Raw genomic sequence first — 21,581 nt, 5'->3', positions numbered from 1 at the left:
GCAGTATGTTGTTAATACGTAAGCGGCGTACGCCGGTGGCCCGTTCATGGCTCGCCGGATTGGTGTTGTCTTCCGCATTGATCGGAGCCGGACAGGCTCAAGCGCTGGAACCGGAACATGAAATCCGCCGGCTGATGCTGGCGACTGAAGAAGCGGTGAATGCCGAGCGCTGGAGCGAGGCGGGAGAGTATCTGAACCGTCTTCAGACTATGAAAGGCGAAAAGCCAGCCGAGTACCTGTATTACCGTGGCCGGGCTATGCTCCAAGCCAAGCATTTCAACGAAGCCCGGTCTGCTCTTGAGGGGTATGTCAGCCGTGTGGGGGCTGACGGCGCCCATTATCAGCAATCGTTGACTCTGATTACCGATATCGAAAAACAAAGCAAAGCCAACGCGCGCGCGTTGGTTGAAGGCAAAGTAAACTCCCGAGAGCCGGTGGCTGTGATCGAACCCGCCGGCGGAGAAAACCTGAACACCTTACGCAAATTGTATCTGGCCAAGACCGACCGAGAAGCGCTGACGATTCATTTGAATGCACTGTTGGATGCCAACGGTTGGCGTAAAGATAAAGCCGTTGTGCGATTGGACCGGCCGGCCGATATTCAATACCGGGTGACCATTAATGGCAGTGAACTGACGATTCAACAGGTTCATCGGGAAATTGACGGTACTCTGGTGCGTAAAACCAACTCGTTGCCCGTGTATGGCGTAAACCCTCAGCCTCGCTGGGATTGCCAGGCTGTTGTAGGTGCTTGTTGGATATACGATCCGAGGGATGGCTCGCGCTTATTCCAGCTGGCGCCAAATCAGGCAAAGGTGAGCGAAATTGCCCAAACGCTTGGGCGCCTCATTCGTAACCTGCAGCAAGGTAGTTCAGGCGCCTGAGCGGTTAGCTCATGGCCAGATTACCCCGTTCGCCATCACGCCAGGCGCCCGGGGTAACGCCGGTCCACTTCTTGAACGCACGGTGGAAGGTGGAAGGCTCGGTAAAGCCCACCCGCTCGGCAATGTCGTTGATCGGCAAATCTTGATGGCTCAGGTAATAGATGGCCATATCCCTTCGCAGTAAATCTTTAATCTCCTGAAACGACGTATTCTCCTGCTTCAACCGACGCCTTAAGGTTTGAGGGCTGGTATGCAGTTCTTGGGCTATCCAGTCAAAATCCGGCATGGGCTTGGAGAAGTCACGGCCAATCAAGCCTCGAATGCGGCCCGTCCAGGTGTTGCTTTCGTCTGGCCGAGATAACAAATCCGCTGGCGAGGTTTTCAGAAATTGTCGCATCTCGGGCTTGTCACGAATCACTGGTGCTGACAAAAAACGGGTGCTGAAGGTGAGGGCGGTGCAGTCCGATTCGAATGCCAGTGGGCAGCGGAAAATATGACGCAACTCATCGCCATGCTCTGGTCGTGGGTAGTGGAACTCGGCTTTCTCAAGCTCCACCGGCTGCCCGATCAGCCAGCTGGCGAGACGATGCCAGATTACAGGCAGGCTTTCCTGAAGGAAATGGTCAGGGTCGCGGTATGCGCCTTCAATCTTCGATACCAGCCGTGCGCTGTTTTCGTGAACCTCGAGTTTCATACCCGCCATCGGCTCGAACAGGCGTGAAAACTGGTACGTCTGGCGTAACACTTCTTCCAAAGTCTGGCAGCTAATCGCGAGCTCACACATGGTGGCAAAGGTGCCTGACCGGGCTCGCCTTGGCCCCATGCCCATAAACTCATCACCGGTTCTGGCCCAGATCACTTGCATCAGGCGGCTGAATTGGTCGCTGTTCACCCGGGCTTTTTCAATGCGCAACAGGTCGGGCGAAATGCCGGCTTCCAGCAACAACTCGCGAACATTCAGCCCCATGCGCTCGGCGCCGGTTAGGGATGCTTCAACAAAGTGCTTGGAAACCGTAAGGGCAGACATAAACGAACCTATAGTGAGATGCCAATCATCATAAGTGCCCGGAAAGACAATGCAACCACCTGAATGACTGCGAAGATGGAAGATTTTGCCAATGGGATTGGCCAAAGGGGTAGTTGGCCGAGGCATGAAAAACCGGCAGCATGAGTTCATCGACTAATAACGACAAACAAAACGACAGGAGATTGCCGTGACAGCCCCGCTCAAAGAACTGAAAGTCCTCGATTTCAGCACGTTATTACCTGGGCCCTACGCCACCATGATGTTGGCCGATATGGGTGCTGAAGTGCTTCGGGTAGAAGCGCCAGACAGAGTGGACTTGGTGAAAGTGATACCGCCGTTTGATGGCAAATTCAGCACGGCGTATTCCTATTTAGGCCGTGGCAAGCAAACCCTCCAGCTCAACCTGAAGCAGGAAGGCAGTGCCGATAAAATCAAAGAGTTGGTGCAAGACTACGACATCGTTGTGGAGCAATTTAGACCCGGTGTGATGGATCGCCTCGGTATCGGTTACGAGACCCTCAAAGCCATCAACCCCAAGCTGATTTATTGCGCCATCACCGGCTACGGCCAAACCGGCCCATACAAAGACCGCGCCGGCCACGACATTAACTACCTTGCCATTTCCGGTGTCGCCAGCCACTGCGGCCGAGCCGACAGTGGCCCACCACCGATGGGGATTCAGATAGCCGACGTAGCAGGCGGCTCCCACCACGCGGTGATGGGCATCCTAGCTGCCGTTATACGGCGCCAGCAGACCGGTGAGGGCGCTTTCGTGGACATCAGCATGACCGATGCCGCCTTCGCTATGAACGCTATGGCCGGCGCCGCAGCCATCGCGGGCGGCCAAACCCAGAAGCCGGAGTGTGGCATGCTCAATGGCGGCACCTTCTACGACTACTACCAGACCAGCGATGGCCGATGGTTATCTGTGGGAAGCCTGGAACCGCAATTCTCGGCGCGCTTGTGCGATGCGCTGGAAATTCCGGAGATGAAGAGCTTTGCGCTTAGCCAAAACCCGGAACAGCAGCAGGCGTTAAAGAGAGCCATAAAGCAAAAAGTAGCTGAAAAAACGTTTGCGGAATGGCGCGAGATTTTTGCAGAGGTGGATGCCTGTGTGGAGCCGGCATTAACGATTGAAGAGGCTGCGGAGCATCCTCAGATGAAGGCTAGGGGAATGGTTGTTGAGAGGGATCGGGGGGATGGTGTTGGGCAAAGGCAGTTGGGGTTGCCGATTCGATTTGGTTGAACCGTTTGCCTCTGTAATAAACAAAAAAACCGGCCCTCTAGGCCGGTTTTTTTGTTTAGACTGCTAGTGGTTTTACGGTGCTACCGTGCCAAGCAGGGTTAGCGTTTGTTGCACGAATGCCGAAAATCCAGCGTCCTGAGGGTCAACTGGGCCACCATGGGTGCCGGCTGGAATGGTCGTAACTGCTGTTCCGGTCAATGCTAGGGGCTGGGTGCCGGCTAGCGGAGCGTTGAAGCTGTCGATCATCACATTGGCACCGCTTTCGGTTGTGAAATTGCCTTTGAGTGGTGCTCCTCCCCAAATAGCGTCAGCCGAGTTAGGAATTACAGTATCGTTGGGCGCTTCTACAAGGGCCAGCGGTGTTGCCAAGCTGGCAAGGTTGTCAGCGAAGTTGATCGGATCAGCGGTATCAACTGCAGCCTGGAAAACATTGAAGTAGGTTTCCAAGCCAGAATCACCCTGTGTCAGACCTGCAGCTGCTTGAAGGCCAGGCAAAATGCGCGGGGCAAACGTAGGTGAGTTTTCCAGAGTGCGAACGACGCCGCCGCCCGGAGTCAACAAGGCCGCACCGGCAATGTTGTTGAATGCTGATGGCACTGTGCCTTCAGGAGTGCCGTTGCTGATCGTGGTCGCTAGCTGATCTCCGTTAACCGCGGCTACAAATGGTGCGCCGGTTATGGTGCCCAGGGAGTGGCCGACAAACAGTACCGGTGTCGTTGGCGCGATAGTGATGCTATTCGACTCGTCCACCGGGAGCGTGAGGCCGGCGAGACTTGCGCGCAAGTTCATTTGATCTACTGCGCTTTGACGAAGGTTATCGCGAGTGCCCAAGAAATTTGTCAAGTTGATGAACAGACTGCCTGAATCGCCTTTAGTTTCGGTCATCGGGCTGGGTACGCCGGGTTGAGCAGCGTAGAAGCCAAAGTGACGCTCGTTGCCTTCTTGTGCGGCAATGCCGGGAATGGTGCTGCCGTTGTTTTCAACGGTATTCTCCGCTGACGCGAGGAACTGTATTGCTGCGTCAAGGGATGCGTTGCCTGTTGTTCCTCCGCTTAACACATTCTCAATTACTGCCTGAGCTTCAGTCGGATTACTGGCCGCACCGGATTGGATTACAAACCCTATGTTAAGAGTACCAGCGATCAGAGCATTAACGCTGGTTTCATCATTGGTAAGTGGAACTCCTGCAGCGATACCTCCATCGATCAATTGGGAGGCAAGTGCTTTCTGTTCTTCGGAGTCTCCAGGCGCAATACCATGCAGCGGCTGGTCAATAGCAACCACAACATACCCGTTCGCAGCCATGGCACTGCCAATGGTCAGCGCTGTGCTCCGGTCAGTGGTGATGCCGTGTTGGAACAACACGATGCCTTTCACCGTAGTAGTAGCCGGGTAAAGCACCAGTGCCGGAGCTTTTACATCAGCTTGCTTTTTGGGGAATGGGAAAATGTGGTTCACCGCCGTGGATACGGCAGGGTCTGCTTGGGGAATAGATAACCCTGTACCTGTGAATGCGGCGTTCAGTGCTGCCGCTAGGTTGCTATCTGCAACCCAAGACTTGGTCACCAGGTCAGCACCTGAAGTTCCTAAGTAGTAGGGGAGGTTGACCGTGCCTTGTGCGGCCAAAACATCATTCGGTGCTAAATTTACTTGTTTGAGCGCTGCAAGAGTGCTCGAGGCTACGGCAGAAACAAGCCCAACCGGCACGGGCGCACCCAGTACAAAGTCGTTAGCACTTCGATTAAGTGGTGACGGTGTTGGAAGGGCTCCGGAGGCTGCAAAGTTAGAAGCGAGCGCTACTGCAGCACAATCGATAGCCGCCGAACCTCCAGCTTTGACTGTGCCTGAACATGGGGCGCTATTGCCATATAGCGAGGCCAGGGCTTCGACAGCTGTTTTACCACTGTCACCCAGCGGAATATTTGGGAAGGCTCCATAGGCGCCGTCTACGGTAGCTTTGACTGTAGCGTAATCACTTGCGCCTCCAGCGATCGCTTGTTTCGCTGCGGATACTTTAATGAATGACTCAAGCTGGTCTTCAAACCACGCAGCAGGCTCCGCAATGTACTGCAGCGCTTTCTCATCGTTAGACGTGGTGAAGCTGTAAGTCAAAGCTATCTGGTCTTCAGTAATTGGGCTGCCAGCTGCCTTGGCGTAGGCAAGGGCTAAAGGCTCCCAAAGCTTGTTGACCAGAGTTCTTACTGGAGCTAATGCATTGCTAAGCAGTCCGGCATTCGGGTCCTGCGCCGTACCTGAGGCAGTTATGTTGGCGTAAACGGGATCTTGAATAATAGAATCGCCGTTAATGTCTTTAACATCGGTGGTGATCAAGACTACATAACGCTTTTTGGGCTTTAAGGGCTCAAGCGGGAGGATGCGAATGGCCGAGGTGCCGTCTAAAGTTTCCACATCGGCTCTTGCGAGAACAGGTGAGCTGCCCACGGCAAGACCTAGAGTGGGGGGCTCACTGATAGAGAGAGCTCGAAGTGGATCTTCGCTGGCGTAAGCTAGCTCAATGAGGTGTACGGACTTGCCATACACAACAGTCTCGATATCTAGCTGACCGTTGGTTTGGATGACCGCGGGGGCTACCGTTGAAGCACCGGACAGCTCGTTGAGCGCAGTCGTGACTGGTGGCTTAGTATCTGCAACGCCAAAGGTTCCATCGCCTTGTTTGCTATCGAAAATCAAGTCGTTAGGAAGAGGTAGCTGACTGGTAGCCGGATTAAATACCGGCCAAGTCTTCCCATCAATAGAAGAATCTTTGTATTTCGGGCTCGGGTTAGCGTTCTTGTCATTGCTGCCGCTATCAAAGCAGCCCGTCAACCCTAGAGTAGAAGCCACGGCAAGACTTATTAGAGTTTTCTTGAACATGGGTGGAACCTTTTCCTGTTGTTGTATCGTTATATCCGGCTTAGACGGAACCGGTCGGCCCCTGAATTCCGTTCTTTTGCCTGTTGTGCTTATTTGTCTGAAATCGTAGCCAGCGCTTAAAGCCAATTTCTGTAGCATCGACTATAGCGACACCTTGGCAAGTGTTGATCAGCCAAAAGTGTGATTCTTCGTTGCAACCCCTCCTCGCACAGTTGGAGTAGCCTCCTTGAAAAATAGAGTGCATTTAGGGGTTTGTCGAGTTAAGGGCGGCTGCAGGGCCTGGATTTAACAATTTGTTTCGAAAATACCCAGAAAGCCCCATAAATTCTGGCTAGCAAGGTCATAGTCTGTTTCGCCTTCCGTTGCATCGCTCGCGTGTCGAAATTTCTGGTAAACTCTCGCTTCCTTTATAAGCAGGGCCACTTTGGCGGTTCTGCGCACTTCCATAATCAGAAAGCTGATGAGGCGACTATGACCACCGTAATCCGCCAGGACGACCTGATCGAAAGCGTAGCCGATGCGCTGCAGTTTATTTCCTATTACCACCCGAAGGATTTCATTCAGGGCGTGTACGAGGCCTATAAGAGGGAAGAGTCTCAGGCGGCGAAAGACGCCATGGCCCAGATTCTGATCAACTCACGCATGTGCGCCCAGGGCCACCGCCCGATTTGTCAGGACACCGGCATCGTGACCGTGTTCGTGAACATCGGTATGGATGTGAAGTTTGAGTGCGATATGGCGCTGGACGACGTGATCAACGAAGGTGTTCGCCGCGCCTACACCCATCCGGACAACGTGTTGCGTGCCTCCGTGCTGGCTGACCCGGACGGCAAGCGCCAGAACACCAAAGACAACACCCCCGCCATCATTCACTACAAGATGGTTCCGGGTAACACCGTTGAGGTGCACGTGGCAGCTAAAGGCGGCGGTTCTGAAGCCAAGTCCAAGTTTGCCATGCTGAACCCGTCCGACTCGGTTGTAGAGTGGGTTCTGAAAATGATTCCGCAGATGGGTGCTGGCTGGTGTCCGCCTGGCATGCTAGGTATCGGTATTGGTGGTACCGCTGAAAAGGCGATGGAGCTGGCGAAAGAGTCCCTGCTGGACCCAATCGACATTCACGACCTGCAAGAGCGCGGTGCTTCTAACCGTGCCGAAGAGCTGCGCCTAGAGCTGTTCGAGAAAGTGAACGACCTGGGTATTGGTGCTCAGGGTCTGGGTGGTTTGACCACGGTTCTGGACGTGAAGGTGAAAGATTACCCGACTCACGCAGCTAACAAGCCGGTAGCAATTATTCCGAACTGTGCGGCAACTCGTCACGCGCACTTCACGCTGGATGGCACTGGCCCGTCCCTGCAAACTCCTCCGAGCCTGGACGACTGGCCGGAAATCACTTGGGAAGTGGGTGAGAACGTTCGCCGCGTGAACCTGGATACCGTTACGCCGGAAGATGTAAAAGACTGGCAGCCGGGTGAAACGGTTCTGCTGTCTGGCAAAATGCTGACGGGCCGTGATGCCGCGCATAAGAAAATGGTAGACATGATCGAGCGCGGCGAAGAGCTGCCGGTGGATCTGAAAGGCCGCTTCATCTATTACGTAGGCCCGGTTGATCCTGTACGCGAAGAAGTGGTTGGCCCCGCAGGCCCCACCACGGCCACCCGTATGGACAAGTTCACCGATACGATGCTGGAGAAAACCGGCCTGACCGGCATGATCGGTAAAGCCGAGCGCGGCCAAGTTGCCATTGACGCTATTAAGAAGCACGGCGCGGTGTATCTGATGGCCGTTGGCGGTGCTGCTTACTTGGTGTCCAAGGCAATCAAAGGTGCAGAAGTGGTGGCCTTTGAAGAGCTGGGTATGGAAGCCATCTACGAGTTTGAAGTGGAAGACATGCCGGTAACGGTGGCGGTTGACTCTCGTGGTAGCTCTGTGCACCAGACCGGCCCGGTTGAGTGGCATGAAAAGATCATTGCAGCCAAGTCTGTGTGATCTGAGCCTTTCGTAATATCAGTGCGGCCCTGAGCGAGTGTTCAGGGCTGCCACTGAAAGCTTTTCATCGATACCCTTCCTTTGTTTACTTCTACCCCTTCCAATCGCAGATTTTCAGTTTGCAGTTGACGGGTTTCTGTACCTTCAGGAAAAGCAATCTGGCCGTTGCTCCTTAGAACCCGGTACCAGGGAATGCTGTGGCCGGCGGGCAACTTGCCCAAGGCCCGGCCAACAAAGCGGGCCTGGCGACCAAGACCCGCCATCGCGGCAACCTGACCGTAGCTGGCCACTTTCCCCGGAGGGATTGCGGCCACCACCTGCCAGATTTTCTGTTCTTTAGTGGGTTCGTTTTCAAACTCGTCCACGTAGAACTCCGCTATTGAGCCGATTAGAGGCGAAGCGCGCCGTCTACTTCGATCATACGACCGGAAACGTAGTCGTTCTCGAAAATGAACGCGGCTGCTGAAGCGATTTCTTCAGGCTTGCCCATGCGCTTGAGCGGGATGCCTGCGGTCATTTTCTCCAGAGCTTCAGGCTTCATGGAGGCCGTCATCTCGGTTTCGATGAAACCCGGGGCGATGCCCATGCAGCGGATGCCGTAACGAGCCAGTTCTTTGGCCCAAACCGGTACCAGTGCAGACACGCCGGCTTTGGCAGCGGAGTAGTTGCTCTGGCCCATGTTGCCGGCACGGGAGATCGAAGCGATGTTGATGATCGCGCCTTTGTCACCGTTTTCGATCATGCGGGTCGCGGCTTCACGGCCACACAGGAACACGCCGGTGAGGTTGACGTCGATCACGGACTGCCACTGGCTCAGCTCCATGCGCTTTTCGAGCTTGCCGTCTTTAACTTTTACCATCAGGCCATCACGCAGGATGCCAGCGTTGTTAATTAGGCCGTTGAGTTGGCCGAAGTCTTCAACGATGGCCTTGAAAGTGTTTTCAACGTCTTCCTCTTTTGCCACGTTGCAAACGTAGGCTTTGGCTTCAACGCCGGCTGCTTTGCAGGCTTCAACCGATTCGGCCAGCTTGTCTTCCATCAGGTCGATCAGCGCCAGTTTGGCACCTTTTGCCGCCAGATATTCGGCCATGGCACGGCCTAGGCCCTGGCCGCCGCCAGTAATTGCAATTACGGAGTCTTGAAGTTTCATAGTTTGCCCTTAGTTAGTTTCTCAGTGATGGTAAGAATTAACTGTGTGCCCGTGGCTTTGAGTCATTATTTGTATGGCGCGGAGTATACCAGACGTTGCCGAACACACATTCACGACCTCGAGGCCAATATGCCGGTTTTCCTTTTTCTGTTTATTGTCATGCCCGTTGCCGAACTGGTGGTGCTCATCAAGGTAGGGGGCGTGATCGGCGCGATCAACACGATTGCGTTGGTCTTCCTGACGGCCATCGTGGGGGCTTGGCTGCTGAGAAAGCAGGGGCTGGCTACGTTGTTGCGGGCCAATCAGCGCCTGAACAGCGGTGAGCTGCCAGCCAAAGAGGTGGCCGAAGGGCTGATTTTGGCTGTTGGTGGCGCGATGCTGCTAACTCCGGGCTTTATCACCGACGCCTTTGGGTTTTTCTGTTTGTTGCCGGGCACGCGGCACTGGCTGGCCGGGCAGGCGATGAAGCGGATGGTTGTCGCGGGGCAGAGCCGCAGCTTCCACTTCCATGCGGGCGGTGGCACTGGGCCGTTCGGGCCGCAGCGGCCGTTCGATCGTGATGCAGGCGGCGACATCATTGAAGGTGAGTATCAGGATCAGACCGAATCTGACCGGGACAGGCTGGAAAAAAAGTAAAAATTTTTCGTTGGGGGTGTTGAAAACGTATCAGGCAGCCCCATTTAAGTTGCACAGATTCGCCGCGGGTCGAAAAGCGCTGTCTATCAGATGTTTGGAGACCGGGCAGTTTGTCAGGTCGGGGCGTCCCGACCAGACATTTTTTAACAAGCAATTGTCATTGCCATATTAATCTGACTATTGGAGAAACCGAGCAATGAAGATTCGTCCGCTACACGACCGTGTTGTTGTGCGCCGTAAGGAAGAAGAAGAGAAAACTGCAGGTGGCATCGTGCTGCCGGGTAACGCTAAAGAGAAGCCGTCTCAAGGTGAAGTTATCGCTGTAGGTAACGGCCGCATTCTCGAGAACGGCGAAACTCGCTCACTGGCGGTTAAAGTTGGTGACACCGTTGTTTTCGGCCAGTACGCCGGCAATACCGTTAAGGTAGACGGTGAAGAGCTGCTCATCATGAGCGAGAACGATATCTACGGCGTGCTTGAGTAATCGCCTAAGCGATTCGCACGAACGCACATTTATCCGATCGATCAAATTTCAGTTTAACGAACAGGAATTAGAGACATGGCAGCAAAAGAAGTTCAGTTTGGTGATAGCGCCCGTAAGCGCATGGTAAAAGGTGTAAACATTCTGGCTGACGCCGTGAAGGTTACCCTGGGCCCTAAAGGCCGTAATGTGGTTCTGGAAAAGTCTTTCGGTGCTCCGACCGTAACCAAAGACGGTGTATCTGTCGCTAAAGAAATCGAGCTGAAAGACAAGTTCGAAAACATGGGCGCGCAGATGGTTAAGGAAGTTGCTTCCCAGGCCAACGAAACTGCCGGTGACGGCACCACCACCGCAACCGTTCTGGCTCAGGCGATTGTTAGCGAAGGCATCAAGGCCGTTACTGCTGGCATGAACCCGATGGACCTGAAACGCGGCATCGACAAGGCGACTGCTGAAGCCGTTAAAGCGATCCGTGAAATGGCCACTCCTTGCGACGACAGCCGCAACATCGCCCAGGTAGGTACCATCTCTGCCAACGGCGACGAAACGATCGGCCGTATCATTGCAGATGCAATGGAGCGCGTTGGTAAAGAAGGCGTGATCACCGTTGAAGAAGGCCGTGGTCTGGAAGACGAGCTGGACGTGGTTGAAGGTATGCAGTTCGACCGTGGTTTCCTGAGCCCGTACTTCATCAACAACCAGGACAACATGTCTGCAGAACTGGACGACCCGTTCATCCTGCTGGTAGACAAGAAGATCTCCAACATCCGCGAACTGCTGCCAGTACTGGAAGCCGTTGCTAAAGCTGGTAAGCCGCTGCAAATCATCGCAGAAGATATCGAAGGCGAAGCGTTGGCGACGCTGGTTGTGAACAACATGCGCGGCATCGTTAAAGTGAACGCGGTTAAAGCGCCGGGCTTTGGTGACCGTCGTAAGGAAATGCTGCAGGACATCGCTATTCTGACTGGCGGTACTGTCATTTCCGAAGAAGTAGGCCTGACTCTGGAGAACACTACTCTGGACGACTTGGGTACTGCCAAGCGCGTTAACGTAACCAAGGAAAACACCACCATCATCGATGGTGCTGGTGCCCAGGCTGATATCGAAGCCCGTGTTGAGCAGATCCGTAAGCAGATCGAAGACAGCTCTTCCGATTACGACAAAGAGAAGCTGCAAGAGCGCGTAGCCAAGCTGGCTGGCGGTGTTGCGGTTATCAAGATCGGTGCTGGCTCTGAAGTAGAAATGAAAGAGAAGAAGGCCCGTGTTGAAGACGCGCTGCACTCTACCCGCGCTGCCGTTGAAGAAGGCATCGTTGCAGGTGGTGGTGTAACCCTGATCCGCGCTATTGCAGCTCTGGACAAGGTTGACGCGATCAACGAAGAGCAGAAAGCCGGTGTAAACATTCTGCGTCGCGCCATGGAAGCGCCTCTGCGTCAGATCGTATTCAATGCAGGCGGTGAATCTTCTGTAGTGGTTGCAAAGGTTCGCGAGGGCGACAAGGCCTTCGGTTACAATGCAGCGACTGAAGAATACGGCGACATGCTGGAAATGGGTATTCTTGACCCAGCTAAAGTTACCCGTTCTTCCTTGCAAGCCGCGGCATCCGTAGCGTCTTTGATCATCACCACCGAGGCGATGGTTGCTGACGAGCCGGCTGAAGAAGGTGCTGGCGCTGGTATGCCAGACATGGGCGGCATGGGTGGAATGGGCGGTATGGGTGGCATGATGTAAATCATCATGTAGATGATTAGCCCGCGTTCATCGCGTCTAAAACCCCGAAAGTCCCTGACTTTCGGGGTTTTTTATTGGCTTCGTGGTTATGGATTCTTCACTTTTGGGTAGGCGTCAGGTTTAAGGGTTAAATTAACCAATCCATCATTCTATGTTACACTGATTGATGTATAGGTTGGTTGCCTCTGATGGGCTTGTGTTTTTTGAAGCACTGACATGCCTGTCCCCAAAAGCAACTCGGATTGCTAACTATTGGAGTTCTTATCAATGAAAAGTTTTCGAAATAAAGTGGCTGCTGTTACTGGAGCGGCTTCTGGTATTGGTCGTGCCCTTGCCATTGCCTTGGCGAAGGAAGGTTGCCATCTTGCGGTGAGTGATGTGGACACGGTTGGATTAAAGAAAACGGTATCTGAGTTGCAAAAGTACGATGTCAAAGTGTGTCACGACATCTTGGATGTATCCGATAACGTAGCGATGAATCAATGGGCCAACAAGGTTGTAGATTATCACGGAAAGGTAAACCTGATTTTTAATAATGCCGGTGTTGCGATGGGCGGTACGGTGGAAGAAACCCCATTGGAAGATTATGAGTGGATTATAAATATTAATCTGTGGGGTGTGATATATGGCACTAAAGCATTCTTGCCATATATAAAGTCCTCGGGTGAAGAGGGGCATGTTGTGAATATTTCTAGTGTGTTTGGCCTGTTCTCTCAGCCGACTCAGAGTGCCTATAATGCCTCGAAGTTTGCGGTCAGAGGATTTACCGAATCGCTCAGGCAGGAGTTGGATCTGGAGAGGGGAGGGGTTTCTGCCAGCTGCGTTCATCCTGGTGGCATTAAGACCAATATTGCCAAGAATGCTCGAATGAATAAGAGTGTTGAAAGTATTTCCAAGCAAGCAAATGCCGAGGAAATGCGCGATCAGTTTGAAAGCCTTTTCATGACGACGCCTGAGACAGCGGCGTCGGTAATTTTGAAAGGTGTGAAGAAAAATCAGCGCAGAATATTAATTGGGCCAGATGCGAAGGTGTTGGACTACATGACGAGAGCTTTGCCGGCGTCGTATCAATCTTTGGTGCAAAAATCGCTGGCTTTAACTGCGAAATAAACCAATTGAAAAAGGGTGCGGAATGTAGAGGCTACAGTCCGCGCCCTAGCAAGCATTAATTAAGCGGCTACGGCTTCTTGATCAGCAAGAAACCTATCTATTTGCTCTAGATACTCTCGGTTGTCGTGATCCCAAGGGTGAAAGCCCGGTCGGAAGTAATCCATATAATTGCCGATTTGTCGGCGTAGCAATCCAATATCGCCCATTGTGAATCTGAAAAATTTCTTCCAGCCGTCCCAATTGGTGATCTGGCCTTCGGAGCGCAATGCTGCAATAAATGCTGGAATCGTTAAACCCCAAAAGATGACGGTTGCAGTAACAAAACCGGCGCTTCGGCCTAGGTAGGCGCCCGTGCCCTTTCCCATCACTACATCCCAAACGTCATAAGCAACGGCTTTATGCTCAGTCTCTTCCAAGGCATGCCAGCGCCATAAGGCTGCGTACTGCGGATCTGCACCTTCGGTGACAAGAGGTTCAGAAAGCACTCCGTCAGCCAGCAGCGCAGTAAAGTGTTCGAGGGCAATCGTGGATGAAAGTCCGAAAGATTTCGGCGCATATTTTGTCATCGCCTTTAGGAGTTTGGTAACGCTCCATTCAAATTTTCTGGCAGCCGGATTTTTGGCTAAAAATGCAGAGTTATATTCCTCATGCTCACGTCCATGCATGGCCTCTTGACCAATGAAGGCCGTGACGGCTTTTTTTAACTCAGGGTCTTCGATTTTATCTCGATAGACTCTAACGCTATCGATAAAAAAGCGCTCACCGACCGGGAGGATGGTTGAAAACGTGTTTAGAAACGTAGTGACAATGGGGCCGCCAGAATGGTGCCATTCGCCAATAATCTTAGGATCTAGTTTGAACTTAATGTCGCGTCTAGTTGGCATTAGCATGGGCGTTTTCTTGTTCGGCTGACTCATATTAGCCTCCACATGGATTTGTTTTTTCACTTGCGCCAATTTGTTACCTAGACAATGTTACATTGGTCAGTGTAGCATTGTCCAGAGTTAAACTGTTCTGCTGGCTGAGTCCGTGGCAGGTGGAGGGTGGTTCCATGATGGGGCCAGTGAATTCGGAGGGGTTATGAATAAGCATGTTGATGTTTTGATCATAGGGGCAGGTTTGTCCGGGATAGGTGCAGCTGCTCACTTGAGAAGGAATTGTCCTGGAAAGACATTTGCAATCTTAGAGAGTCGATCTTCGATGGGCGGAACTTGGGACTTATTTCGCTACCCGGGTATACGGTCAGATTCTGACATGTTTACGTTGGGGTATAGCTTCAAACCGTGGACAAGCGAGAAGAGTATTGCTGATGGCGCTTCGATCTTGAATTACATAAAGGAGACGTCGCAGGAATATAACATCACTCAACACATTGCTTATGGGATGAAAGTTGTCCGTGTAGAGTGGAGTAGTGAAAAAGCTCAGTGGAAAGTCATTGCGACATTGGAAGGTAGCGAAGAAGAACAGATTTTTACCTGCTGCTTTTTGATGGGCTGTACTGGTTACTACAATTACGATGCGGGTTATACACCTGAGTTTCCAGGGCTTGAAAAGTTCAAGGGAGACGTTGTTCACCCTCAGAAATGGACAGACGATATTCAGTACAAAGACAAGAAGGTCGTGATTATAGGGAGTGGTGCCACCGCCGTCACATTGTTACCCGCCATGTGTGATCAAGCGGAACACGTGACTATGCTGCAGAGATCTCCAAGCTATGTTGCTGCAGTGCCAGAGAAAGATCATATTTCTATTGGTTTGCGTAAAGTTTTGCCAGAAAAACTGGTTTATAAAATGGCCCGGGCGAGAAATGTTGGTGTCCAGCTCGGTGTGTACCGTCTCTCGAGGCAGCGGCCTAAGGCGATTAGGCGACTTTTGCTTATGGCAGCCAAGCGGCAGCTAGGGAGCGATTTCGATATGAGGCATTTTTCACCCAGCTATAACCCTTGGGATGAAAGGTTGTGTGCAGTACCTAATGGTGATTTGTTCAAAGTATTGAAGGAAAAGCAAGCTTCAGTGGTTACGGATCATATTGAAAGCTTTACTGAGCAAGGTATTAGGTTGAAATCAGGCAAAGAGCTTCAAGCTGACGTTGTCGTTACAGCGACAGGGCTGGATATGAAGATATTTGGCGGAGTGACGCCTGTAGTCGATGGTAAGGAAGTTAAGGTCGGTGAATGTTTAACCTATAAAGGCTCCATGGTCAGTGGTATGCCGAATTTTTCTATGACCTTTGGTTACACCAACTCATCCTGGACGCTGAAAGCGGATCTGATAGCAGAGTTTTGCTGTCGTTTAATCAATTACATGGATAAGCAGGGGATTCCCTATTGTGTACCTGAAGCGCAGGACGATGATTTTTCTGATGAACCTTTCCTCGACCTGCAATCTGGTTATGTGTCGCGCGCCAGGCATCTTTTACCGAGACAAGGTAAAAGTGGCCCATGGAAAGTCATCCAGAGCTATTTACACGACACTTCAATGATTCGTTTTTCTAAGGTCAATGAGCCGGGTTTAAGATTCGCAAAACCAAGTTCAAGGAAGAAGAAGGTCGCAGCTTTCTTTGACCCGGCAAGCTATAGATTTTCCTGAATTTTTGGGGGATGAGAACACCCGCGTTGGATAACACCAGCGCGGGTTTTTTATTGCTTTAATCATGCACTTGGCAACGGCCTTTGTTAGACTCGGCAACCGGCTTATAAATGTGCGCGATGCAATGAGTGAAATCCCCCAAAAACCTTTCTTCCGCCCTAGCAAGTTCATCTTGCTGGTGTTGCTAGGCTTTCTTGTTTTCGCGGTGACGCTGGTGGTTCGGGTGCCGGTAGGTTGGGTGTGGCATCAGGTTTCGGATCAGATCGACCTTCCTCCTCAAGTCCAGATACGCCAACTGTCGGGTACCTTATGGAGCGGTGCGGCTAAAGTGCATTTGGCCGGGTTCCCGGCGCGGGTTCAGTGGCAGCTTGACTGGCCCTCTGTCGCGGAACTGAAATTGCCAATCGAATTTTCAGTGTCTTCGTCACAATCTCGTGTGGAAGGCATTGCCACGGGTGGTTGGCCGGGCAGTTTTGAAGTGGCGGCTAACGGTATTGTGACCGTTGCAGAGTTTAAGGACCTGATCCGTCAGAGTGGCGGGGCAATGATTGAAGGCAAGGTGAGCATCGACCGCCTTAACATGAGCTGGGCTGACGATCGTCTGCAACATGCCGATGGTTTGGGGCGATGGGACGGTGGCCTGGTTACTTGGCCGATGGGAAATCAGACGGGGCAGGCTCAGTTCCCGCCGATGCAAGCCAATCTGGATACCGTCGAAGGTGGTGTAGCATTGGATATTTCAGAGCAGGGCGGCGGTGGTCCTGCGGCCGATGCCAGCATTCTCTGGGACGGCATGATGGAAATTCGCGTCTACAAGCGCATGGTTGATTTGGCGCAGCAACCTTGGTCAGAGAATGCCAGCCCTAGTGATGTGGTGTTCCGGGTCAAGCAGCCGCTGCTGCCAGGAGGCTTGTAACGTGGCCCGAGTTTCTGTGCAAACACAGGAGTGGGTGTCCCGCACGCTGGCAAATGCAGTGCTGGTTGCTCTCGTTGTATATCTGGGGGTAGAGCTGGCCAGAGTCACCTGGCTGTTTGTTTGGCCGGACAGGCCGGTAGCCGAGATATACGGGCAGGCATCCGGTAGCGAAGAGGCTCTAAAAGGCAGCGGACTGGCGCCAATTGCCGGTTATGAATTGTTTGGCCGGTCTGAGACCCAGACCGGCGTAGCGGACGTGATTCGCAAATCAGCCCCCGAAACCGGCCTACGCTTGCGCTTGGAAGGTGTGTTGATAGGGCAGCGCCCGGAAGACTCTGGTGCTATAGTTGCCGGAAGCAATGGCGAAACTGAGTATTACCGCGTGGGTGACACTTTACCGGGTAATGCGGAGTTGGCCGAGGTTGAGCCAACACGAATTTTAATAAGACGAGGTGGGCGATACGAATCGCTGGCCTTTGAAGAGGTTCTCGGTGTTGAGGGTATTTTGGCGGAAACGCCGAAGGAGCAACCTCAACCGGCGGGATCTCCCGACGAATTTCTGGCCAGTGCCAGAGCTCAACTGGATGCTCAGGGGGCGGCTGCTCTTAGAGCTTACGGGTTGAGTCCAGCAGCTGATAATGGCCAATCTGGCTATGTGTACGATGGCTCGAATGCCATGCTGAATGCCGTTAATCTGCGCCCCGGTGATGTGATCACCGCATTGAATGGTCAGAGATTGGGCGACTTCGAGCAGGATAAAGCGTTGTTTGACGAATGGCGCAGCCAGCCTCGGCTGGATATTGAAATAGAACGTAACGGAAGTCTACTCACGGTCAGTTATGCCATTCCCGAGCAATGGCGTAACTGATCGGGTAATTCAATACAGGACGATACCGCCAGATGTATAACCATAAAACAAACATCCTCAGGGCTCTCTTATTTGTTCTTCTACTGCCGTTGATGGCCGTAGCGCAGGCCCAAGAAGAAACTTGGAGGCTAAATCTCAAGGAAGCCGATATACGAGCCTTCGTAACGCAAGTTGCGGACATCACCGGCTACAGTTTTGTGGTGGATCCGCGGGTCAAAGGTAAGGTGACGGTGCTTTCCAGTGCGCCGATGAACAAGGATGAAATTTACGATCTCTTCCTGGCGGTTCTGAACGTACACGGTTTTACCGCGATCCCCGGTGAAGAAGTGGTGAAAGTGGTGCAGCAGGTGGATGCCAAACAATCCGCTGAAGTGCTGGACCGTTTTAAAACCACGCCTTCCGAGCAACTGATCACCCGGGTGATCCAGATTGAAAACGCGAATGCCTTGGAGTTGGTGCCGATTCTCCGTCCTCTGGTGGCTAAATACGGGCACCTCGCGGGTGTAGCAGCGGCTAATGCACTGATCGTTAGTGATCATTCCTCTAATATTCAGCGAATCGAACAGATTGTTCGCGAACTCGATAGTCCTTCCCGCTCGGAAGTCGAAGTCATCCAGCTGCGTGAAGCCTGGGTTGGCGACATGGTTAAGCTGCTTCAGGAGCTGGCCCCCGGTGAACTAGGCCGCGGAGGCAATGATAATGCTTCCAAAAAGTACAATGTGACTGCCGACGAACGGAGCAACCGCTTAATCCTCCGCGGTGATGACAGCTTCCGCGAAAAAATGCGCGTGCTGATTCGTAAGCTGGACCAGCCCTCGGCAAGTGGCGGTACCACCAAGGTTCTTCGGCTGCGCCATGCCGATGCGAAAACCCTGACTGAAATCCTCAAAGGGGTGATGGGGGAAGCCGTTAAAGAAAGTGGCGGTTCCGGCGGAGCAGGCGGTAGCGCCGGTAACCCGAACAATAACTTTGCTGTGTTCGCGGATGAGGGTTTGAACGCTCTCGTCGTTCGCGGCGACCCTTCATTGATGCAGGAAGCGGAACAGATTGTTTCTCAATTGGACGTGCGCCGTGCTCAGGTGATGATTGAAGCGGCGATCGTTGAGATCAGTGATGAGATGGGTGACCAGTTGGGTGTGCAGCTGGCGGCCGGTGATGAATCAGCGTCCTCCTTGCCAGTGTTGGGTACGAACCTGACGAGTGGTTCCGGTATGGTTGGACTGAACTCGGTTATTGGCGCACTGGTAGGTGATATTGTTCCGCAACTGGGCGGGGGTGTTACCATTGGAGCGGGTAACCGTGACGAGAACGGGATCACTTGGGGTGTGCTGATTCAGGCGTTGTCCTCTGCATCAGCGGCAAACCTGCTGTCTACGCCGAGCATCATCACTCTGGATAACCAGGAGTCTGAGATTATTGTTGGTCAGAACGTCCCGTTCCGCACCGGCCAGTCTACAGTGACTGGCGATGGCACAACCAACCCGTTTACCACCATTGAACGCCGTGATGTTGGCTTGTCGCTTAAGGTGACGCCGACCATCAGTGCAGACGGCCTGGTGCGCCTAGTGGTTGAACAGACCACTGAGGACATCTCCACCACAACCGTAGATGGCGCTTCCGATTTGATCACCAACAAGCGTGAGATTAAAACCACCGTTCTGGCGGATGATGGCGAAACTGTCGTACTGGGTGGTTTGATCAAGGACGATTATCAGGTTAACAAGAGCAAAGTGCCGCTATTGGGCGACATTCCGTACCTCGGGCGCCTGTTCTCCTCTGAAAGTGAAAGTCGCGTAAAGCGTAATCTGCTGGTGTTCTTGCGCCCGACCATCATGCTTGGCAAGCAAGATGCGTCGGCGGCCACCCTGCAGAAGTTCAATCGATTGTGGGATGTGAATCTTGAGCTGCGTGAAAAGTTGGGATTGCCAGAGCCACAGGCAGAGCCTGCTGTAGAGATGCTGTTTGAAGGGCGTCGCTACTAAACATTGATCGGAAACGATAGGGGCCAGTTCCCGGCACACTTTAAGGCTTGAGGGCCGTGTCGTGACCTGGCCCTTTTTCGTGCCTGGGATTGATCCAACGATTTTTAGGGCTGCCGATAATGGTTTACAGTGGCGGCATGGGGCAATCCAATTGGTCGGCTACCAGTCTCATCAGTTCGTATTCCCGTACATCCACCTTACCATCGTGCAGGATACAGTGACCGCAGGCATCGATGATTCCGGGCTTTAGTAATGGAGAAAGCTGGCTCAGAGACTCTAAGGCGGCTTTTAGCTCCTTGATGGATACCGAGGTGGCAGGGCGCTGATCCGGGCCAGAGAAGAAGCCTGCCATGGCTTCTTGGTAGAGTTTGGCTGCGCCTTGCTCATAGTCTGTGCCTGCCCGTGCGAATAGCCCAACAACGCATTCAATCTCTGCTTTTACCGATCGGTAGCTTCTGTGCCTGACCGGTACTGCCTGCTCAGCCTTGGGTGAAAGGTGTCGATTTAAAAACGTGTTCAATGCCAATTCGAACAAGCTCAAACGTTTATCGGCAGCGACCAGCTTGCGGACGTTGATTAGTAAGGTGTGGCGCTCGCCGGCATCCAGTTTTCTAAGTGCTGGCATTGCCAGCTCTAATATCGGGAATCTGGCCGCTTCGCCCAACGTTGAGAGGGTGGGGAAGAGCTTTGCGAGTATATCCGGCTGTCCCCCCAACAAGCCGTGTTTGGGTATCAGCGTCAAACACTGCGCACGTTCTGAAGCGGGAAGATGGTAAGTCAGCAAACCGTAGCAAAGCTGTATGGCTCCGGCCCGGGTATAGAGCAGGTTTCGGAAGGTGGCTGGTAGTTGTTGCAGGAGATCGGCTGCAAAGGCTTCGCTCTGTGGTGTGACCGTGCCCACTCGAGTCGAAAGTTTGGCGGCGGGTTGCGGAGCGCTTTCGGTGAATGAGGACCGAAGCGGAGAGAGCCTGGCACCCGGAGTACCAACAACTTGATTGGCCAAATCTGAGATGCGTACGCCCGCTGGTGACTGGGCTTTTGTTTGCAACCTAGCGCTAGGTTCGGTATCTCTTAAGCGGCTTCGAAGCCGTGCCAGCAATCCGGGCTGTATGGCGTTAATACGTTCGTTGACGGGCGGGTGAGAAGCCAGCAGCGAGGAGAACTTCATGCGAGCGGACTCACCAAAGCACATGTGGTTCATATCGCTGGCGTGGCTGGTGGTGTCGAGATAACCGCTGGTCATTCCGATTTTGAACAGTGCGCCACCTATGCCTTCGGGATTGCGTGTGAACTGTACTGAAGACGCGTCGGCGAGCATTTCACGCTGGCGTGATACCGCGGCTTGAATAAGTCGGCCAAAAAACACCCCCACATACCCGATAATCATCAGGGCAAGCCCAAGAATGCCCATGGCTGCCTGTGCCCGGCCATCCCGGTTTCGGCTTCGCGTGGCGCTGCTGTAGAAGCCAGCTCGCAGCAAGAACTGGCCAATTTGGCCAATCATTAGAATCCCCGCGAGAATAGCGATTAGCCGAACGTTCAGCCGCATGTCCCCGTTCAGAATATGGCTGAATTCGTGCCCTACCACACCCTGTAGTTCGTCCCGGTTTAGTTGAGCCAGGGCACCCTTGGTAACCACCATCACGGCTTCGCCCGGAGTATAGCCTGCAACAAACGCATTGATACTGGTTTCGCCGTCCATCACGTAAAGTTCGGGAACGGATACGCCACTGGCAATGGCCATTTCCTCGACGATGTTGCGCAGCTTGCGTTCATCAGGATCCCGGGTGTCGGGCTCTATCAGGCGTGCCCCGACCATATTAGCAACGCGACTTCCGCCGCCGGCCAGATCGAGCCAGCGGACCAGCGAGCCAATCCCGATCAGTATGACGACAGCGGCAGCGGTGGTCATTCCGTGGGAAGACAGCAGCCAATGATGAAAGGGCAGGGGAGAGCTTTCGCTGCGGGTGACCAGATAGCCGACCAGACATACCGCCAGTGTGATTAGAACGACGGCAGTCAGGAATAGTACGACAAGAAGGCTGGTGTTGCGCCGGGCATGAGCCTGGCGCTGAAAAAAGCCGGGTGTTGCCATGAATCA

At 53.2% G+C, this 21,581-nt stretch carries 17 protein-coding genes; 11 read left to right on the top strand and 6 right to left on the bottom strand.

The window, feature by feature from the left end; all coding sequences use genetic code 11:
- Positions 1-5 precede the first annotated feature (5 nt).
- A complete protein-coding gene (locus ACNQ6O_RS09595; RefSeq protein ID WP_418052998.1) occupies positions 6-884 on the top strand; it encodes a hypothetical protein in 879 nt (292 codons plus the stop codon).
- Positions 885-888: 4 nt separating this feature from the next.
- Here the strand turns inward: ACNQ6O_RS09595 and ACNQ6O_RS09590 are convergent, their stop codons facing one another.
- Entirely contained in the window at positions 889-1,911 is a 1,023-nt protein-coding gene (locus ACNQ6O_RS09590) for an AraC family transcriptional regulator (protein ID WP_418052997.1), read from the bottom strand.
- 187 nt (positions 1,912-2,098) lie between these two features.
- Between ACNQ6O_RS09590 and ACNQ6O_RS09585 the strand changes: the two genes are divergently transcribed.
- The gene (locus ACNQ6O_RS09585) at positions 2,099-3,157 is read left to right on the top strand and encodes a CaiB/BaiF CoA transferase family protein (RefSeq protein WP_418052996.1); all 1,059 of its coding nucleotides are present in this window, start codon (positions 2,099-2,101) and stop codon (positions 3,155-3,157) included.
- A gap of 72 nt (positions 3,158-3,229) precedes the next feature.
- On the opposite strand, the gene ACNQ6O_RS09580 is transcribed toward ACNQ6O_RS09585, so the two are convergent.
- On the bottom strand, positions 3,230-6,031 hold the full coding sequence (locus tag ACNQ6O_RS09580) for a hypothetical protein (RefSeq protein ID WP_418052995.1): 2,802 nt from the start codon (positions 6,029-6,031) through the stop codon (positions 3,230-3,232).
- Between the two features lie 471 nt (positions 6,032-6,502).
- On the opposite strand from ACNQ6O_RS09580, the gene ACNQ6O_RS09575 reads away from it, so the two are divergent.
- On the top strand, positions 6,503-8,017 hold the full coding sequence (locus ACNQ6O_RS09575) for a fumarate hydratase (RefSeq protein ID WP_418052994.1): 1,515 nt from the start codon (positions 6,503-6,505) through the stop codon (positions 8,015-8,017).
- A 41-nt stretch (positions 8,018-8,058) separates the two neighbouring features.
- Here ACNQ6O_RS09575 and ACNQ6O_RS09570 read toward each other — a convergent pair whose 3' ends face one another.
- The gene (locus ACNQ6O_RS09570) at positions 8,059-8,382 is read right to left on the bottom strand and encodes an MGMT family protein (RefSeq protein WP_418052993.1); all 324 of its coding nucleotides are present in this window, start codon (positions 8,380-8,382) and stop codon (positions 8,059-8,061) included.
- A 23-nt stretch (positions 8,383-8,405) separates the two neighbouring features.
- The gene (locus tag ACNQ6O_RS09565) at positions 8,406-9,167 is read right to left on the bottom strand and encodes an SDR family oxidoreductase (RefSeq protein WP_247064418.1); all 762 of its coding nucleotides are present in this window, start codon (positions 9,165-9,167) and stop codon (positions 8,406-8,408) included.
- Between the two features lie 129 nt (positions 9,168-9,296).
- Between ACNQ6O_RS09565 and ACNQ6O_RS09560 the strand changes: the two genes are divergently transcribed.
- The 4 genes from ACNQ6O_RS09560 (at position 9,297) to ACNQ6O_RS09545 (ending at position 13,125) form a co-directional block, all read left to right on the top strand.
- The gene (locus ACNQ6O_RS09560; RefSeq protein ID WP_418052992.1) at positions 9,297-9,803 is read left to right on the top strand and encodes an FxsA family protein; all 507 of its coding nucleotides are present in this window, start codon (positions 9,297-9,299) and stop codon (positions 9,801-9,803) included.
- Positions 9,804-9,999: 196 nt separating this feature from the next.
- Entirely contained in the window at positions 10,000-10,287 is a 288-nt protein-coding gene (groES, locus tag ACNQ6O_RS09555; RefSeq protein ID WP_114333243.1) for a co-chaperone GroES, read from the top strand.
- A 75-nt stretch (positions 10,288-10,362) separates the two neighbouring features.
- The gene (gene groL, locus ACNQ6O_RS09550; protein WP_418052991.1) at positions 10,363-12,015 is read left to right on the top strand and encodes a chaperonin GroEL; all 1,653 of its coding nucleotides are present in this window, start codon (positions 10,363-10,365) and stop codon (positions 12,013-12,015) included.
- Between the two features lie 267 nt (positions 12,016-12,282).
- On the top strand, positions 12,283-13,125 hold the full coding sequence (locus ACNQ6O_RS09545; RefSeq protein WP_418052990.1) for an SDR family NAD(P)-dependent oxidoreductase: 843 nt from the start codon (positions 12,283-12,285) through the stop codon (positions 13,123-13,125).
- Positions 13,126-13,184: 59 nt separating this feature from the next.
- On the opposite strand, the gene ACNQ6O_RS09540 is transcribed toward ACNQ6O_RS09545, so the two are convergent.
- The gene (locus ACNQ6O_RS09540) at positions 13,185-14,042 is read right to left on the bottom strand and encodes a metal-dependent hydrolase (RefSeq protein ID WP_418052989.1); all 858 of its coding nucleotides are present in this window, start codon (positions 14,040-14,042) and stop codon (positions 13,185-13,187) included.
- 163 nt (positions 14,043-14,205) lie between these two features.
- On the opposite strand from ACNQ6O_RS09540, the gene ACNQ6O_RS09535 reads away from it, so the two are divergent.
- The 4 genes from ACNQ6O_RS09535 to gspD all read left to right on the top strand — a co-directional run bounded on the left by ACNQ6O_RS09535 (position 14,206) and on the right by gspD (position 19,480).
- Positions 14,206-15,714 (top strand): flavin-containing monooxygenase, encoded by a 1,509-nt coding sequence (locus tag ACNQ6O_RS09535; protein ID WP_418052988.1) that lies wholly within the window; start codon positions 14,206-14,208, stop codon positions 15,712-15,714.
- Between the two features lie 124 nt (positions 15,715-15,838).
- Positions 15,839-16,630 carry a type II secretion system protein N gene (gene gspN / locus ACNQ6O_RS09530; protein ID WP_418052987.1) on the top strand — a complete coding sequence of 264 codons (792 nt, stop codon included), beginning with the start codon at positions 15,839-15,841 and terminating at the stop codon, positions 16,628-16,630.
- Position 16,631: 1 nt separating this feature from the next.
- Complete coding sequence (locus ACNQ6O_RS09525; protein ID WP_418052986.1) at positions 16,632-17,498, top strand: type II secretion system protein N; 867 nt, start codon at positions 16,632-16,634, stop codon at positions 17,496-17,498.
- 32 nt (positions 17,499-17,530) lie between these two features.
- Positions 17,531-19,480, top strand: coding sequence for a type II secretion system secretin GspD (gene gspD, locus ACNQ6O_RS09520; protein ID WP_418052985.1), 1,950 nt, complete (start codon positions 17,531-17,533; stop codon positions 19,478-19,480).
- A gap of 124 nt (positions 19,481-19,604) precedes the next feature.
- On the opposite strand, the gene ACNQ6O_RS09515 is transcribed toward gspD, so the two are convergent.
- Complete coding sequence (locus tag ACNQ6O_RS09515) at positions 19,605-21,575, bottom strand: M48 family metallopeptidase (protein ID WP_418052984.1); 1,971 nt, start codon at positions 21,573-21,575, stop codon at positions 19,605-19,607.
- Positions 21,576-21,581 lie beyond the last annotated feature (6 nt).

It is taken from the genome of Marinobacter sp. SBS5 (assembly GCF_048285575.1).
Classification (GTDB): Bacteria; Pseudomonadota; Gammaproteobacteria; order Pseudomonadales; family Oleiphilaceae; genus Marinobacter.
Note: the sequence above shows the minus strand (reverse complement) of the source record. Positions and strands in the feature narration are given on the sequence as shown.